Raw genomic sequence first — 15,758 nt, forward strand, 5'->3', positions numbered from 1 at the left:
ATCCCAGCCGACCTCCCGCCGAAAGGTGCTCAACCCGCCATGCCCGAGCTGGTGTTCTTCTCCGGAACCATGGACTGCGGGAAGTCGACACTGGCTCTCCAGATCGAGCACAACCGCTCCGCGCGGGGGCTGCAGGGCCTGATCTTCACGCGTGACGACCGTGCGGGGGAGGGCAAGCTCTCCTCCCGGCTCGGCCTGGTCACGGACGCCGTGGAGGTGGCGGCCGGCCAGGACGTGTACGCGTACGTGGTCGACCACCTCTCGCAGGGCGGCCGCGCGGACTACGTCATCGCGGACGAGGCCCAGTTCCTCGCGGAGGACCAGATCGACCAGCTGGCCCGCATCGTGGACGACCTCGGCATCGACGTCTTCGCCTTCGGCATCACCACGGACTTCCGCTCCAAGCTCTTCCCCGGCTCGCAGCGACTGGTGGAACTGGCCGACCGGGTCGAGGTCCTCCAGGTCGAGGCCCTGTGCTGGTGCGGCGCCCGGGCCACGCACAACGCCCGCACCATAGGGGGCGAGATGGTCGTGGAAGGCGCCCAGGTGGTGGTCGGCGACGTCAACCAGTCGGACGCCGTCGGATACGAGGTGCTGTGCCGTCGCCACCACCGGCGCCGGATGACGGCCGCCACCGCCCGGGCGGGCGCCCTGTCCCCGGACGTCCTGCCCGTCGCCTCCGCCTGACGCCTGAGCCTGACGCCCGGGCCGCCCCGCCGCGGGTCCGGGCGGTTCAGCGCGCCGTGTGGAGCACCGAGAACACCGCGCCCTCCAGGTCCGCCACCGTGGCCATGCGCCCGTGCGCCGAGTCGTGCGGCGGCTTCAGGACCCGGCCGCCCAGCTCCACGACGCGGGTGACGGCGTCCTCGGCGTCGGCGACCTCGAAGTACGTCAGCCAGTGCGCACCCCGGTCCCGGGGCAGGGCGCGGCCCACGCCGTGAATGCCGGCCACCGGGTGGCCGCCGAGCAGGAGCGTGACGTAGTCCAGGTCGGCGGAGTCGACCGGTTCCAGCTCGAAGCCGAAGACGCCCTGGTAGAACTTGGCGACGCTCGCCGAGTCGCGGGTCAGCAGTTCGTTCCAGGCCGGTGTGCCGGGCACTCCGCTGATGCCCGTGCCCAGATGGGCCGCCGCCTGCCAGACGCCGAAGACGGCTCCCGTCGGGTCGGACGCGATGGCGAGCCGGCCGGCGTCGGCCGCGTCCAGCGGACCCACCCCGACGGTCCCGCCGGAGTGCCGCAGGGTCTCGGCCGTCACGTTCACGTCGTCCGAGGCGAAGTAGGGAGTCCAGGCGACGGGCAGCTGCCGGTCGGGCGGCAGGTGACCGATGCCGGCCACCTCGCGGCCGTCGAGGAGCGCCCTCGCGTACGGGCCGAGCTGCTCGGGACCCGGCTCGAACTCCCAGCCGAACAGCGCTCCGTAGAACTCCTGGGTCGCGGCCGTCCCGTGCACCATCAGGCTCACCCAACAGGGCGTGCCGGGTGTGCGCCGGGCGTGTGTGGTGCCGTTCAGGCCGGCCGACCCCCGTGCCTCGGTCATCGTCACTCTCTTCTCGGCCCTCGTGGGGGCCGGTTGACTTCCGCCTGTGCGTGGGCGTGCATCCGCCCCGGGCACGCACGCCCCGCGCCGATGCCGGCACCGCCGGTCGCTCCGCCGGGCGCCGTACTACCGCGAGAGGATGCCCGTTATGCGGGCACTCATCCGTTTCCGCGACATTGTCGACCGGTGGCCATCAGCTGTACAGCACGTGCCCGATCGCACACTCCTCGTGATCGGGGCTGTCCGGCGGAGCAGAGTAGCCGGACCTGGACGACGCGGCCACCCCGTGCGCGAGGATGGTGGCCATGAACGCCATCATCTCCGCCTCCGAACTCGCCGACGCTCTGGCAGGGCCGAACCCGCCGGTGCTTCTCGACGTCCGTTATCAGTTGGGCAGTCCGAACCTGCGGCCCGAGTACGAGAAAGCGCATCTGCCGGGGGCTGTTTTCGTCGATCTGGACTCCGAGCTCGCAGGTCCGCCCGGTGCCGGGGGCCGGCATCCGCTGCCGGACCTGGAGGTGTTCGGAGCCGCGATGCGGACCGCCGGGGTCCGGGCCGGCCGGGACGTCGTGGTGTACGACGGCGGCCTCGGCTGGGCCGCCGCACGCGCCTGGTGGCTGTTGCGCTGGACGGGGCATCCGGCGGTGCGTGTGCTTGACGGCGGCCTGGCCGTCTGGAGCGGGCCGTTGACGTCGGAGGTGCCGGATCCGGTCCCCGGGGACTTCGTGCCCGCGCCGGGTGGGCTGCCGCTGCTGGACGCGGACGGCGCCGCCGCGCTGGCCCGCACCGGGCTGCTCCTCGACGCGCGGGCCGGCGAGCGCTATCGCGGCGAGGTCGAGCCGATCGACCGGGTCGCCGGGCACATCCCGGGAGCGGTCTCGGCGCCGACCACGGAAAATCTGGCCGAAAGCGGATGCCTCCTGCCCGCCGAGGAGCTCGCCGAGCGCTTCAAGTCCCTCGGTGCGACGGGCGGGACGGAGGTCGGCGTGTACTGCGGTTCCGGGGTCTCGGCCGCCCAGCAGGTCCTCGCGCTCGCGGTCGCGGGCATCCCGGCGGCGCTCTACGTGGGTTCCTGGTCGGAATGGTCCCGGGACGCGGGCCGTCCGGTCGCCGTGGGCCCCGACCCCCAGTAGCGGGGCGCCCGTCGGCCCGCGGACACGGGAGAGGGGGGGGGCGGCCCGCCCGGGGGGGGGGCCCCCCCCCCCCCCGCCGCCGCGGCCGCGGCGGGGCGGGGAGGCGGGGGGAGGGCTGTGCGGCGCCGGAGAGGGCGGGGGTGGGGCGGGGGGGCGGGGGGGGCGGGGGCCCCCCCCCCCCCGGGGGGGGGGCCCCCGGGCCCCCGGGCCCGGGGGGGGGGGGGGGCGCCCCCGGGCGGCCCCCCCCCCCCCTCTCCCGTACGACGTGCCTCTCGTGCGCCGGTACACATGCCGGTACCTGACGTACGAGCGGCTACTCCTGCTTCTTCCGGCGGGTGCCGAAGACGATCTCGTCCCAGCTCGGCACCGCCGCGCGGCGGCCCGGCCGGACTCCGTCGGCCTCGGCCTGGCGGTCGGTGGAACCGACGAGACGGTCGCGGTGGCTGCCGACCGACCGCGGCATGAGGACGTCCGCGTAGGCCGAACCGGCACCTGCCGAGGCTGCGGGAGCCGGCGGCTCCTCCACCTCGGGCTCGGACTCCGGCGGTTCCTCCGCGGCGGGGAACTCCGTGCCGGCAGTGCGCTCGGGCACGACCATGTCGCCGCGGAAGCTGGGCACCGCCTCCAGCAGGCTGGTGAGCGAATCCCGCTCGCTCGCGGGTTCCTCGGCCGGTTCGGGCGACGCCGCAGGCAGGCTGGGCCGCTCCATCTGCCGGTCCAGGGCACGGTCCAGCGGGCGGTCCCGCGGCAGCCGGGCGATCCGCGGCACGAACGGGAAGCTGGGCTCGGGCGCCGCGAGGTCCTCGGACTCGCCGATCAGCGAGCGCGCCTCCTCGTCGACGGCCTGGACGAGCCGCCGGGGCGGGTCGTACGTCCAGCTCGCCGAGTGCGGTTCACCCGCGACCATGTAGACGAGCAGCACTTCCCAGGTGCCGTCGTCGCGCCGCCACGAGTCCCACTGGACGCTGTCCTTCTCGGCCCCGCGGATCAGCAGCCGCTCCTGCACGGCCTCGCCGAGCTGGGGGCCGGCGTTCTCACCGGGACGGCGGACCGGAGTCTTCCGGGCCCGCTCGGCCATGAAGGCACGCTCGGCGAGCACGGGACCCTCGAAGCGACGCACGCGGTCGACGGGGATGCCGGCGAACTGCGCGACCTCCTCGGCGGAGGCGCCGGCGCGTATACGCGCCTGAATGTCCCGGGGGCGGAGATGGCTCTCCACCTCGATCTCGATCTGGCCGAGGCGGGGACGGTCGCCGCGCACGGCGGCGCGGAGACGTTCGTCGATAGGAAGCGTGTACTCCGTGCTGTCCGCAGCCTTCAGCACCAGCCGTGTGCCGTCATTGGAGACGGCCACGACACGCAGTTCGGGCATGGGGACCTCCCGGGTGGTGCCTGCCGACGTCACGTGCGTCGCTGCTTCCGCTAGTCGAGTGTGGCCTGCCCGGGTGCAGCCTGCCACAACCTTGCCGAGTTGCCCGGCGTGTCGGGCACGGGCCCGTGATCGCCGTTATGGCACGGTTACCTGTTCGCAACGCTGGGTGACGACCTTCATCACCCTGTGCAACGATCCCCCTTCGGCGGTCCTGCAAGGCCCCGGACACCCTGGCGGGAGTCCGGACTCCAGGGCTCGCAACAGTACTCCATTCGGGCCACCTGCGTGGATCGGCACGCCGCGCGACTTCGCGTGGCGGCCCTGAGTCAACTGCCCGATGTGCGCCCTTCGCACCCCCGATCGTGGCGCACTTCACGAAACAACCAGAAACGGAACTATTGGTTTCGCCCATACGTCCCCATCTCGTGCAGTCAGTCGGCCAAGTACGGGAAAGGCAGGCAAGGTTCGGGAATGGGTGAAACGTCGGACACCTCACAGGAGCCGAAGAGGAAGCGGGTGGACCTGAGTGTCCCGCAGGTGGCGGGCAGCGCGGTGGCCGCGGTGGTGGCGGCCAGACTCGCCTCGTACTTCGGGGTGTACGGGACGATCCTCGGCGCCGGGGTGGTGAGCGCGATCGCGACGTGCGGGGGCACGGTCTTCCAGCACTTCTTCAGCCGCACCGGCGAGCAGATACGCGAGGTGAAGGTCCAGGGGCGGCCGAAGCGGGCGACGGGGTCCCGGCCGAGGAGGCCGGAGCCCGCGGAACCGACCGCTCCCGCGCACGAGTTCGGGGCGGGAACCGTCCATCGCGCGCGGGTCACCGGCTGGAAGCGGCCGCTGGTCGCCGCCGCGCTCGTCTTCGGCGTCACCATGGCGGGCATCACCACGTACGAGCTGGTGTCCGGTGACAACTTCAGCGGGAGCGCCGGCACCACGGTCGGTGACGCCCTGTCCGGCCACCACGGGAAGCCCTCGCCGGACCGCACTCCGTCGCCGGATCCCTCGCGGTCGCCGTCCCCGGCCGACAGCGGCACACCGGACGACGGCGTGCCCTCACCGGGCGGCGACGGTGACACGGGGTGGAGTCCCACGCCGACCCCCGCTCCCACGCGGAGCCCGGACCCCGGTGACGCCGCCACCGATGACGGCTCCGGCGCCGGCACCCCGGCCCCGGCTCCCTCGTCCGGCGCGACTACGGCCCCAGCACCCGGCGCAAGTAGTCGTTCCCGAACCGTCGTTCCGGGTCCAGACGGTCTCTCAGAGCGGTGAACTCGCCGAAGCGCGGGTAGACCCCGGCGAAGTAGCCGGCGTCACGGGTGTGCACCTTGCCCCAGTGCGGCCGCCCGTCGTGCGCCGTGAAAATCCGCTCGGCCGCCGTGAAGTACGCCTGATAGGGCGTCCCCTTGAACATGTGGACGGCGATGTACGCGCTCTCCCGGCCCGACGCAGTGGACAGCGTGATGTCGTCGGCGGGGGCGGTGCGGACCTCGACCGGGAAGCTCACCCGCAGTGGCGAGCGGTCGACCATGCTCTTCAGCTCCCGCAGCGTCTCGACGAGAGCCTCGCGCGGGACGGCGTACTCCATCTCCATGAAGCGCACCCGTCGGGGCGAGGTGAAGACCTTGTACGGGATGTCGGTGTACGTCCGGGCGGACAGGGCGCGGCTGGAGACCTTCGCGATGGCCGGGATGGTGGCGGGCACGGCGCGGCCGAGCAGATTGGCCGTTTGGAAGACGCCGTTGGAGAGGAACTCGTCCTCGATCCAGCCGCCGACCCGGCCGAGCGGCCTCTCGGGGCCCGCGCTGCGGTTGTTGCGCTTGGTGTTGCAGTTGCCGGTGTGCGGGAACCAGTAGAACTCGAAGTGCTCGTTCTCCGCGACGAGCGCGTCGAAGTCGGAGGTCACCCGGTCGAAACTCATCGGCTCCTCACGGGCGGTGAGCAGGAAGACGGGCTCCACGGCGAACGTGATCGCGGTGACGATGCCCAGCGCGCCGATCCCGATGCGGGCGGCGGCGAAGACCTCGGGGTTCTCCTTCTCGGAGCAGGTGAGGACCGAGCCGTCCGCCAGGACCAGTTCGAGGGCCTTGATCTGGGCGGCGATCGAGGCGGAGTCGCGGCCGGTGCCGTGGGTGCCGGTACTGGTCGCGCCCGAGACCGTCTGCTCCATGATGTCGCCCATGTTCGTGAGCGACAGTCCCTCGCGGGCGAGCGCCACGTTCAGACGCTTGAGCGGGGTGCCCGCCTCGACGGTGACGGTGCCGGCCGCACGGTCGATCCCGCGGATGCCCGTCAACAGGTGCGGGCGGACCAGTACCCCGTCGGTCGAGGCGACCGCCGTGAACGAGTGGCCGCTACCGACCGCCTTGACCCGCAGCCCGTCCTCGGCGGCTTTGCGCACGGCCGCGGACAGCTCCCCCACGGACGCCGGAGCGACCTCCCGGACGGGGCGGGCCGTGACGTTCCCGGCCCAGTTACGCCACGTTCCGCTCTTCCCGCTCGCTGTGCTGCTCATGGGTCCCTCCCCGCTGCGGAACCGGCCTGTTCAGCCGGCGGTAACCGAGAAGACCCACCGCGACCGCGACGGCCCCGGACACCGCCGGAACCCCGTACCCGGCCTTCGCGCCGGCGGCGTCGATCACCCAGCCGGACACGGAGGAGCCGAGCGCGACCCCGACCGCGAGCCCGGTGCTCACCCAGGTCATGCCCTCGGTCAGTTTCGCGCGTGGAACGTGCTGCTCGATGAGGGACATCGTCGTGATCATCGTCGGTGCGATGGACAGGCCCGCCAGGAACAGCGCCACGGCCAGAAACGGCAGGTTCCCGACCAGTAGGAGGGGGATCATACTCACGGCCATCGCACAGATGCCCAGCAGCCACCGGCGCTCCGGCGGGCCCGCGAACCGCAGCAGCCCGAAGACGGCCCCCGCCACACAGGAGCCGGCGGCGTACAGCGCGAGGACGACGCTCGCGGCACCCTTGTGGCCCCGCTCCTCCGCGAAGGCAACGGTGACCACGTCGACCGCCCCGAAGATGGCCCCCGTCGCCACGAAGGTGGCCACCAGGACCTGGAGTCCGGCCGAGCGCAGTGCCGAGCCGCGGGAGTGGTGCTCGCGCGGATGGGGCACCGGCTCGGTGGCGCGCTGGGCCGTCAGCCAGAAGACGCCGGCACCCAGGAAGCACGCGGCGAGCAGCGGACCCGCCTCGGGAAACCAGACCGTCGAGAGACCGATGGAGATGATCGGTCCGAAGATGAAGCAGATCTCGTCGACCACGGACTCGAAGGAGTACGCGGTGTGCAGGTGCGGGGTGTCCCGGTAGACGGCCGCCCAGCGCGCCCGGATCATCGCGCCGACGCTCGGGACGCAGCCGATGCCCGCCGAGCACAGGAACAGCACCCAGTCGGGCCACTCGTAGTGCGCCGCGCACAGCAGCCCGGCGGCCGCGGCCAGGGCGAACAGGGTCACCGGGCGCAGCACCCGGCGCTGCCCGTGGCGGTCCACCAGACGCGAGACCTGGGGTCCCATCACGGCGGCGGCCAGCGCCATGGTGGCCGACAGGGCGCCCGCGAGGCCGTACCGGCCGGTGAGCTGGGAGATCATCGTGACCACGCCGATGCCCATCATGGACAGGGGCATCCTGCCGAGGAAGCCCGCGGCGGAGAAGCCCTTGGAGCCTGGGGCGGCGAACAGGGCGACGTAGGGGCTGGGCACGGGGGACTCCGGGGGTCCGGGTAAGGCGTGAAGATGGCTGATACAGCTTACGGGTCCGGGCGGCCCTCACGCATGCGGGTTCCGCGGGCCGGGATCCCGGTTGTCGGTGGCGGGTGGCAGGATCGAGACATGCCAGACGCGCTCGATGCCACCCCCTACGACGCCCTGCTCCTGCTCTCGTTCGGCGGCCCCGAGGGCCCGGACGACGTGGTCCCGTTCCTGGAGAACGTGACGCGCGGACGGGGCATCCCCAAGGAACGGCTCAAGGAAGTGGGGCAGCACTACTTCCTGTTCGGCGGGGTCAGTCCGATCAACGAACAGAACCGCGCCCTGCTGGAGGCGCTCCGCGAGGACTTCGCCGAGCACGGCCTCGACCTGCCGGTGTACTGGGGCAACCGCAACTGGGCGCCCTACCTGACGGACACCCTGCGCGAGATGGTCACCGACGGCCACCGGCGCATCCTCGTCCTCGCCACCAGCGCGTACGCCTCGTACTCGGGCTGCCGGCAGTACCGCGAGAACCTGGCGGACGCCCTGGCCGCCCTGGAGGCCGAGGGGCTCGAACCGCCGCGGATCGACAAGCTGCGGCACTACTTCAACCACCCCGGCTTCGTGCGCCCCATGGTCGACGGCGTCCTGAAGTCCCTGGCCGAGCTGCCCGAGGACGTGCGCGGCGGCGCGCACCTCGCCTTCACCACCCACTCCATCCCGGACGCGGCCGCCGACACCTCGGGCCCCGTCGAGGGACACGGCGACGGCGGTGCCTACGTCCGGCAGCACCTGGACGTCGCGCGGCTGATCACCGACGCCGTGCGCGAGGAGACCGGCATCGAGCACCCCTGGCGGCTGGTCTACCAGTCGCGCTCCGGAGCCCCGCACATCCCGTGGCTCGAGCCGGACATCTGCGACCACCTGGAGGAGCTGCACGGCGCCGGGGTCCCGGCGGTCGTGATGGCGCCCATCGGGTTCGTCTCGGACCACATGGAGGTCCTCTACGACCTCGACACGGAGGCCATGGCCAAGGCCGGGGAGCTGGGTCTGCCGGTGCGCCGCTCGGCCGCCGTGGGCGCGGACCCCCGCTTCGCCGCGGCCGTCCGCGACCTCGTCCTGGAGCGCGCCGCCGCCGAGAACGGCCGGCAGGTGGCTCCCTGCGCCCTCGGCGCCCTCGGCGCGAGCCACGACCTGTGCCCGGTCGGCTGCTGCCCCGCCCGCGCCCCCCGCCCCGCCGCCGCGGGCGCCGACAGCCCCTACGCGTGAGGAACACCGTGACCGACACCGCACACGACCGCCTCAGGGCCGAGCTGCTGGAGCTCGCGCTGGAAGCCGCCCACCGGGCGGGTGACTTCCTGTGCCACGGCCGCCCCGACGACCTCGGGGTGGCGGCGACCAAGTCCAGCGCCGTCGACGTCGTCACCGAGATGGACATCGCGTCCGAGAAGCTGATCACCGCCCTGATCGCCGAGCGCAGGCCGGACGACGGAGTGCTGGGCGAGGAGGGCGCGAGCGTCGAGGGCACCAGTGGCGTCCAGTGGGTGATCGACCCGATCGACGGCACAGTCAACTACCTGTACGGCCTGCCCAGTTGGGCCGTCTCCATCGCGGCCCGCAAGGACGGCGAGACCCTCGTGGGCGTGGTCCACGCGCCGGTGCGGGGCGAGACCTGCCGCGCGGTGCTCGGCCGGGGCGCGTTCGTGAACGACCGGCCCGCGCGCGTGCGGCCGGCGCCGTCCTTCGGGCTGGCCCTGGTCGGCACCGGCTTCGGCTACCTCGCCGAGCGCCGGGCCAGGCAGGCGGAGGTCCTGCGGGAGCTGGTCCCCGAGGTGCGGGACATCCGCCGGGGCGGCTCGGCCGCGATCGACCTGTGCGACGTGGCGACGGGCCGCCTGGACGCGTACTACGAGCGCGGGCTGAACCCCTGGGACTACGCGGCGGGCGACCTGATCGCCCGCGAGGCGGGCGCGCTGACCGGCGGGCGCCCCGGGGAGCCCCTCTCGACCGAGCTGACCGTCGCGGCCCCGCCCGGCCTCTTCGAGACCCTCCAGACCCGCCTGGAGGACCTCGGCGCCTGGCACGACTAGCGGCGGAGCGCGGGAGGCGCTCGAGGCGCCTGTGGCGCCTGTGGCGCCTGAGGCATACGACGCGCAGGACCGCGTACGGCGCGAAGCGGGGCCCCGGCACTGGATCGATGCCGGGGCCCCGCTCCTCGTGCGATCCGGTCAGACGTGCGCGACGCCGACCTGCACGCCGTGCTCGGCCGCCAGGCGGCGCAGGTCGTCCAGCTCTCCCTGCTCGACCTCCACGAGGAAGTCGTCGCCTGTCTCGCGAGCCCGCGTCAGGTCGGACTCGGTCGCCTTTATGCGCTGCAGAAGCCCTGCGGTGAATGCGTCCATGCTGCGCCCCCTCGTCCTGGGTCGTGGGTCGGTGGCACGGGGGTGTGCCATTCGGAAGGGGCGATCACGTCTCCATACGGGTGCCCAGCGCTGCCCAGCCGGGCGGCGACGGTGCCGGACACCCACGCCCGCTCTGCGGAAGCGGTTGGACAACCACGAGACGGCGTGCCACAAGCAGAGCGTGATCGCGGGGTGTAAAGCCGTCCTCCCCGCGCTCTCTTCCGCGGAAACCTCAACCGCGGGAGAAAATCCCGCGCTCCCGGGCCCCACCCGCCTTACAGCCGACTTATGGCCGAAAAGGGCAGGATGGATGCCTCAGCCCCCGATCTCGGCTGCGCCCGGGCGGGGGACCCCCGTCAGACCCTGCCCTCGGGCGCCTGTACGGCGCTGCGCGGGCGGACAGAGGAAGGACAAGCGACGTGCGCGTACTCGTCGTCGAGGACGAGCAGCTGCTCGCCGATGCGGTGGCCACCGGACTGCGCCGGGAGGCCATGGCCGTCGACGTCGTGTACGACGGCGCGGCCGCCCTGGAGCGCATCGGCGTCAACGACTACGACGTGGTGGTCCTGGACCGCGACCTCCCGCTCGTGCACGGCGACGACGTCTGCCGCAAGATCGTCGAGCTCGGCATGCCCACGCGCGTGCTGATGCTCACCGCGTCCGGCGACGTCAGCGACCGGGTCGAGGGCCTGGAGATCGGCGCCGACGACTACCTCCCGAAGCCCTTCGCCTTCAGCGAGCTCACCGCGCGCGTGCGGGCCCTCGGACGGCGTACGAGCATGCCGCTGCCGCCCGTCCTGGAGCGCGCCGGCATCAAGCTGGACCCCAACCGCCGTGAGGTCTTCCGCGACGGCAAGGAGGTCCAGCTCGCGCCCAAGGAGTTCGCCGTCCTGGAGGTCCTGCTGCGCAGCGAGGGCGCCGTCGTCTCCGCCGAGCAGCTCCTGGAGAAGGCCTGGGACGAGAACACGGACCCGTTCACCAATGTCGTCCGGGTGACCGTGATGACGCTGCGGCGCAAGCTCGGCGAGCCCGCGGTGATCGTCACGGTCCCCGGCTCGGGCTACCGGATCTGATCCGCGTGAGCGCACCCGCGCCGCCGACGGCGCCACCCAAGCCCACCTGGGACCCCAGGAAGCCGCAGGCACCGTTCCCGTGGCTGCGGCCCACCATCCGCATACGGCTCACGCTGCTGTACGGCGGGATGTTCCTGATCGCCGGCATCCTGCTGCTGTCGATCATCTACCTCCTCGCGGCGCAGGCGCTGCACGAGGGCAGTGGCATGGACTTCAAGGTGTCCGGCACCAACCTCGAACTCGCCAGCGGCAACTGTCCGCAGCTGAGCGGTGCCGGCAGCATCGACGAGCTGAACGCGATGCTCAAGGAGTGCACCGCCGTCCGACGCCAGCACGCGCTCGACGGACTGCTCAGCCGCTCGCTGCTCGCCCTGCTCGGTCTCGCCGTGATCGCCTTCGCCTTCGGCTACGCCATGGCCGGGCGGGTCCTGTCGCCGCTCGGCCGGATCACCCGCACCGCGCGCGCGGTGGCGGGCTCGGACCTGTCCAGGCGCATCGAGCTGGACGGTCCGGACGACGAGCTGAAGGAGCTGGCCGACACCTTCGACGACATGCTGGAGCGGTTGCAGCGCGCCTTCACGGCCCAGCAGCGGTTCGTCGGCAACGCCTCGCACGAGCTGCGCACCCCTCTCGCGATCAACCGCACGCTCCTGGAGGTGCACCTGTCCGACCCGGGCGCGCCCGTGGAGCTGCAACAGCTGGGCAAGACCCTGCTCGCCACCAACGAACGCAGTGAGCTGCTCGTGGAGGGCCTGCTGCTGCTCGCCCGCAGCGACAACCAGATCGTCGAGCGCAAGCCGGTGAACCTGGCGGAGGTCGCCTCGCAGGCCACCGACCAGGTGCGGGGTGAGGCCGAGGCGAAGGGCGTGGAGATCCGGGGGGAGCGCGCCCCGGCGGTCGTCCAGGGCAACGGCGTACTGCTGGAGCGGATCGCCCTGAACCTCATCCAGAACGCCGTGCGGTACAACGTGCCCGAGGGCGGCTGGGTGGAGGTCACCACCGAGGTGCAGCACGGCCGGGCGGTCCTCGTCGTGACGAACACGGGGCCCGTGGTCCCCGCGTACGAGGTCGACAACCTCTTCGAGCCCTTCCGGCGGCTGCGCATGGAGCGCACCGGCAGCGACAAGGGCGTCGGCCTCGGTCTGTCCATCGCGCGTTCCGTGGCCCGCGCGCACGGCGGGCACATCTACGCCGAGCCCCGGGAGGGAGGTGGGCTCGTGATGCGGGTCACCCTGCCGATCTGAGACCATGTCGCCGACACACGACGTTGTTCGCTCTGCGCGGAATTCCCGGGCCGGCCGTCCGGGAGCGCCGTGTGTGATCGATCACAAGAGCGATTTTCTGGCCATATACTCTCCGTGATCGCGGAGACCGTCGGAAAGCCGGGATAATCCGGGTTTTCGGAGGTCGCGATCACGGGAAGTACACGGTGAGACCGCTTTGAAGTGCGCCATTCGGACCGTGTACGGTCCCCATCGCCATCCAAGCCGATCACTCCTGAGGAGTCCGGTTGGGTGTCGATTGAGTAACAGACCTTGATGTGAGGCAAAATCTCCGCCTCGGGTCGGGCACAAGTCCGGCCTCTCACGCGTTACGTGCGCTGGAGACACCGCAGACACCCAGAGGGGGAGAGCGACATGGCAACGGATTACGACACCCCACGCAAGACCGACGACGACGTCGACTCGGACAGTCTTGAAGAACTGAAGGCCAGGAGGAACGACAAGTCGACGTCCGCCGTGGACGTCGACGAGTTCGAGGCCGCCGAAGGCCTGGAGCTGCCCGGCGCGGACCTCTCGAACGAAGAGCTGGCCGTCCGGGTTCTGCCCAAGCAGCAGGACGAGTTCACTTGCATGAGCTGCTTCCTGGTGCACCACCGCAGTCAGCTGGCCCGCGAGAAGAACGGCCAGCCGATCTGCCGCGACTGCGACTGAGGCAGGGTCGGCCGTGACTGGCTCGACCCCACCTTGGAAGCGCCGCTTCCGCAGGACGGAAGCGGACGACGGGCCGTCCAGCGGCTCTGAGAGCGTGCGTGACGACGGGCGGGGCTCATCCGAAGCAGGATCAGCCTCGCTCGAACCGGCGCCCGCCCCAGGCGGACTGCCGACCCCCGTGGAGACCCCTGCGCCCGCCGCCAGGCGACGCGCCGCGGTCGTCCGGGACGGAGTGAGGGACGGCGTCCGCAAGGGCGGCAGCCGGGCCAGGGCGGGCCTGGCGTTCCTCGCCGACCGCATCATCGACATCGCCCCGCGAATCCCCGTACGGGACCTCGCGACCCTCCGCAGACAGTTCCTGGGCCTCGGGCCCGAGCAGCTCGCCGACAAGATCGTCGCGGGCGCCGCCGCCGCGACCTCCACCGTCGGGGCCGGCATCGGCGCGGCCGCCATGATGCCCGTACCCCCCGCGATGCCCACCGAACTGGCCGCCGAGATCACCGGCGTCGCCGCCATCGAGCTGAAGATGATCGCGGAACTGCACGAGGTCTACGGCCTGCGCCCGCCGGGGAACCTGAAGGAGCGCAGCACCGCGTACCTGAGCTCGTGGTCCGGGGAGCGCGGCATCGACGTGACCAAGCCGCTGACCGTCCAGACCGCCCTGGGCGGCCAGATGAAGCGCGAGCTGCGCCAGCAGATCATGAAGCGCATGGTCCGCGACCTGCCGAACCTGCTGCCCTTCATGGTGGGAGCCGCGGTCGGAGCGGCCATGAACCGCCGGGACACCAAGCGCGTCGCGGAGCGCATCCGCAAGGACCTGCGCAAGGCCCAGGTGCCGTGGGACGCCCTGCCGGAACTTCCACCGCTGGAACAGCCGGCGGAACCCCTGCTCCCGGGCGAGCTCCCCACGGAGCCGGGCCACTGAGAGCCCCGCGGACACGCGACGGGGCTCTGGGACGGGCGGCCGGGGCCGCGGGACCTACCGGGCCGTCGCCCGGGCCGCCTCCAGCGCCGCCTTGAGCCGTTCGGGCTCCCGCGTCGACAGGTACAGGTACGGGGTCGGGTCCTGCGGATCGGTCACCACCACCCGCAGCGCCCGCGGGATGTACGCCCGCAGGAGCATGAAGGCGCGGGTGTCCGCCTTGTGGGTGCGCCAGGCCCGGGTCTCCTCCGGGTCCAGCACCTCGGCCTCGCCGAGCGCCGCCACCGGGATCTTCGCCTCGCCCGCGATGAGGGAGTCGCCCACCACCCGGATGCGGACCGAGCCGTACGAGCTCGCCACGACCGCCGAGACCGCGGTGCCGCCGACCAGTCCGCCGAGCAGCGGCAGGGTGCCGAACGGAAGCAGGATCAGGGCCATCGCGACGCCGACCATCAGGCAGATCAGCCACCAGCTGCGGGGAGCGGTGAGGCGTTCTTCGTACGGCGGGGCGGAAGGCTGCATGAAACCAAGCTTGGCACGGTGTCGGCCGTGGCCCGACGCGCGGGTAAGGTCTGCGCCTGTGAGTGGTACTTCCGCAGCTCTGAGGCCCCCCGCCGACGCCGTCGCACCGGTGCGGCACCCCGACGCGCCCGCCCCCGGCGAGCTCCTCGGCGCGCACTACGGACACTGTTTCGGATGCGGTGAGAAGCAGGCCCACGGGCTGCATCTCGAAGCACGCGCGGGGGAGGGGGTGCGGATCACGGCGGAGTTCACCGTGCGCCCGGCCCACCAGGGCGCCCCGGGCCTCGCGCACGGCGGCGTACTGGCCACCGCGCTCGACGAGACGCTCGGTTCGCTGAACTGGCTGCTGCGCACCATCGCGGTCACGGGCCGGCTGGAGACCGACTTCGTGCGGCCCGTGCCCGTGGACACCGTCCTGCACCTGGAGGCCGAGGTCGTCGCCGTCGCGGGCCGCAAGATCTACTCGACCGCCACCGGACGGATCGGCGGGCCCGAGGGGCCGGTCGCCGTCCGTGCGGACGCCCTCTTCATCGAGGTGAAGGTCGACCACTTCATCGACCACGGCAGGCCCGAGGAGATCCGGGCGGCCATGGACGATCCCGACCAGGTCCGGCGCACCCGCGCCTTCGAGGTGAACCCGTGAACCGTGCACCCCGTCCAGAACTGGACGTGCTCATCCGGCGCGTCGACCCGGACGTACCGCTGCCCGCGTACGCGCAGCCCGGTGACGCGGGAGCGGATCTGCGGACCACCGAGAGTTGTGAGCTGAAGCCGGGGGAACGGGCCGTTCTGCCCACCGGGGTGTCTGTCGCGCTCCCGGAGGGGTACGCGGCCTTCGTGCACCCGCGTTCCGGCCTCGCCGCCCGCTGCGGTGTCGCCCTCGTGAATGCCCCGGGGACGGTTGATGCCGGGTACCGTGGGGAGATCAAGGTGATCGTGGTGAATCTCGACCCGTACGAGTCCGTGCGGTTCGAGCGCTTCGACCGGATTGCCCAACTGGTCGTCCAGCAGGTCGAGAAGGTCCGCTTCCGGGAGGTCGCGGAGCTTCCCGACTCGGAGCGGGCCGCAGGGGGCTTCGGGTCCACCGGCGGTCATGCCGCCGTGGGCGGCGGGGCGGGTGGGAATCGATACGCTTCGGTCGTATCCGACCGGGAAGGACAGTGAC

Annotated in this window: 17 protein-coding genes; 10 read left to right on the forward strand and 7 right to left on the reverse strand. The window is 72.2% G+C overall.

Going from position 1 to position 15,758, the window contains the following annotated elements; all coding sequences use genetic code 11:
• Nucleotides 1–39 precede the first annotated feature (39 nt).
• Nucleotides 40–687 (forward strand): thymidine kinase, encoded by a 648-nt coding sequence (locus ACFYP4_RS00465; RefSeq protein ID WP_358851495.1) that lies wholly within the window; start codon nt 40–42, stop codon nt 685–687.
• Nucleotides 688–733: 46 nt separating this feature from the next.
• Here ACFYP4_RS00465 and ACFYP4_RS00470 read toward each other — a convergent pair whose 3' ends face one another.
• Entirely contained in the window at nt 734–1,537 is an 804-nt protein-coding gene (locus ACFYP4_RS00470) for a VOC family protein (protein WP_358851496.1), read from the reverse strand.
• 305 nt (nt 1,538–1,842) lie between these two features.
• Between ACFYP4_RS00470 and ACFYP4_RS00475 the strand changes: the two genes are divergently transcribed.
• Complete coding sequence (locus tag ACFYP4_RS00475) at nt 1,843–2,670, forward strand: sulfurtransferase (protein WP_358851497.1); 828 nt, start codon at nt 1,843–1,845, stop codon at nt 2,668–2,670.
• Between the two features lie 313 nt (nt 2,671–2,983).
• Here the strand turns inward: ACFYP4_RS00475 and sepH are convergent, their stop codons facing one another.
• The 4 genes from sepH to ACFYP4_RS00495 form a co-directional block, all read right to left on the reverse strand.
• Nucleotides 2,984–4,042, reverse strand: coding sequence for a septation protein SepH (gene sepH / locus ACFYP4_RS00480; RefSeq protein ID WP_358853041.1), 1,059 nt, complete (start codon nt 4,040–4,042; stop codon nt 2,984–2,986).
• A 431-nt stretch (nt 4,043–4,473) separates the two neighbouring features.
• Nucleotides 4,474–5,133: a hypothetical protein gene (locus ACFYP4_RS00485; protein ID WP_358853042.1), complete on the reverse strand. Its 660-nt coding sequence runs from the start codon at nt 5,131–5,133 to the stop codon at nt 4,474–4,476.
• Nucleotides 5,134–5,234: 101 nt separating this feature from the next.
• On the reverse strand, nt 5,235–6,554 hold the full coding sequence (locus ACFYP4_RS00490) for a D-arabinono-1,4-lactone oxidase (protein ID WP_388781338.1): 1,320 nt from the start codon (nt 6,552–6,554) through the stop codon (nt 5,235–5,237).
• Nucleotides 6,514–7,752, reverse strand: coding sequence for an MFS transporter (locus tag ACFYP4_RS00495; protein ID WP_358853044.1), 1,239 nt, complete (start codon nt 7,750–7,752; stop codon nt 6,514–6,516). The genes ACFYP4_RS00490 and ACFYP4_RS00495 overlap by 41 nt, the downstream gene beginning before the upstream one ends.
• A gap of 129 nt (nt 7,753–7,881) precedes the next feature.
• Between ACFYP4_RS00495 and ACFYP4_RS00500 the strand changes: the two genes are divergently transcribed.
• Both ACFYP4_RS00500 and ACFYP4_RS00505 read left to right on the forward strand, forming a co-directional pair.
• Nucleotides 7,882–9,009: a ferrochelatase gene (locus ACFYP4_RS00500; RefSeq protein WP_388781341.1), complete on the forward strand. Its 1,128-nt coding sequence runs from the start codon at nt 7,882–7,884 to the stop codon at nt 9,007–9,009.
• Nucleotides 9,010–9,017: 8 nt separating this feature from the next.
• Nucleotides 9,018–9,830, forward strand: a complete 813-nt coding sequence (locus ACFYP4_RS00505; RefSeq protein ID WP_358853046.1) for an inositol monophosphatase family protein — start codon at nt 9,018–9,020, stop codon at nt 9,828–9,830.
• Nucleotides 9,831–9,968: 138 nt separating this feature from the next.
• Here the strand turns inward: ACFYP4_RS00505 and ACFYP4_RS00510 are convergent, their stop codons facing one another.
• Nucleotides 9,969–10,142 carry a hypothetical protein gene (locus tag ACFYP4_RS00510; protein WP_358853047.1) on the reverse strand — a complete coding sequence of 58 codons (174 nt, stop codon included), beginning with the start codon at nt 10,140–10,142 and terminating at the stop codon, nt 9,969–9,971.
• Nucleotides 10,143–10,561: 419 nt separating this feature from the next.
• Between ACFYP4_RS00510 and ACFYP4_RS00515 the strand changes: the two genes are divergently transcribed.
• From ACFYP4_RS00515 to ACFYP4_RS00530, 4 genes are all read left to right on the forward strand, one after another.
• Nucleotides 10,562–11,215: a response regulator transcription factor gene (locus tag ACFYP4_RS00515; RefSeq protein ID WP_358853048.1), complete on the forward strand. Its 654-nt coding sequence runs from the start codon at nt 10,562–10,564 to the stop codon at nt 11,213–11,215.
• A 5-nt stretch (nt 11,216–11,220) separates the two neighbouring features.
• Entirely contained in the window at nt 11,221–12,459 is a 1,239-nt protein-coding gene (locus ACFYP4_RS00520; protein WP_358853049.1) for a HAMP domain-containing sensor histidine kinase, read from the forward strand.
• A 393-nt stretch (nt 12,460–12,852) separates the two neighbouring features.
• Nucleotides 12,853–13,149 carry a DUF4193 domain-containing protein gene (locus tag ACFYP4_RS00525; protein ID WP_005481602.1) on the forward strand — a complete coding sequence of 99 codons (297 nt, stop codon included), beginning with the start codon at nt 12,853–12,855 and terminating at the stop codon, nt 13,147–13,149.
• A 13-nt stretch (nt 13,150–13,162) separates the two neighbouring features.
• Nucleotides 13,163–14,074, forward strand: coding sequence for a hypothetical protein (locus ACFYP4_RS00530; protein ID WP_388781346.1), 912 nt, complete (start codon nt 13,163–13,165; stop codon nt 14,072–14,074).
• Between the two features lie 54 nt (nt 14,075–14,128).
• On the opposite strand, the gene ACFYP4_RS00535 is transcribed toward ACFYP4_RS00530, so the two are convergent.
• Nucleotides 14,129–14,593, reverse strand: coding sequence for a DUF3093 domain-containing protein (locus ACFYP4_RS00535; RefSeq protein ID WP_358853051.1), 465 nt, complete (start codon nt 14,591–14,593; stop codon nt 14,129–14,131).
• Between the two features lie 58 nt (nt 14,594–14,651).
• Between ACFYP4_RS00535 and ACFYP4_RS00540 the strand changes: the two genes are divergently transcribed.
• Together ACFYP4_RS00540 and dut are read left to right on the forward strand one after the other, a co-directional pair.
• Entirely contained in the window at nt 14,652–15,236 is a 585-nt protein-coding gene (locus ACFYP4_RS00540) for a PaaI family thioesterase (RefSeq protein WP_388781349.1), read from the forward strand.
• Complete coding sequence (gene dut / locus ACFYP4_RS00545) at nt 15,233–15,757, forward strand: dUTP diphosphatase (protein WP_388781352.1); 525 nt, start codon at nt 15,233–15,235, stop codon at nt 15,755–15,757. The genes ACFYP4_RS00540 and dut overlap by 4 nt, the downstream gene beginning before the upstream one ends.
• Nucleotide 15,758: the final 1 nt, after the last annotated feature.

The organism is Streptomyces sp. NPDC005551 (assembly GCF_042871785.1).
GTDB lineage: Bacteria > Actinomycetota > Actinomycetes > Streptomycetales > Streptomycetaceae > Streptomyces.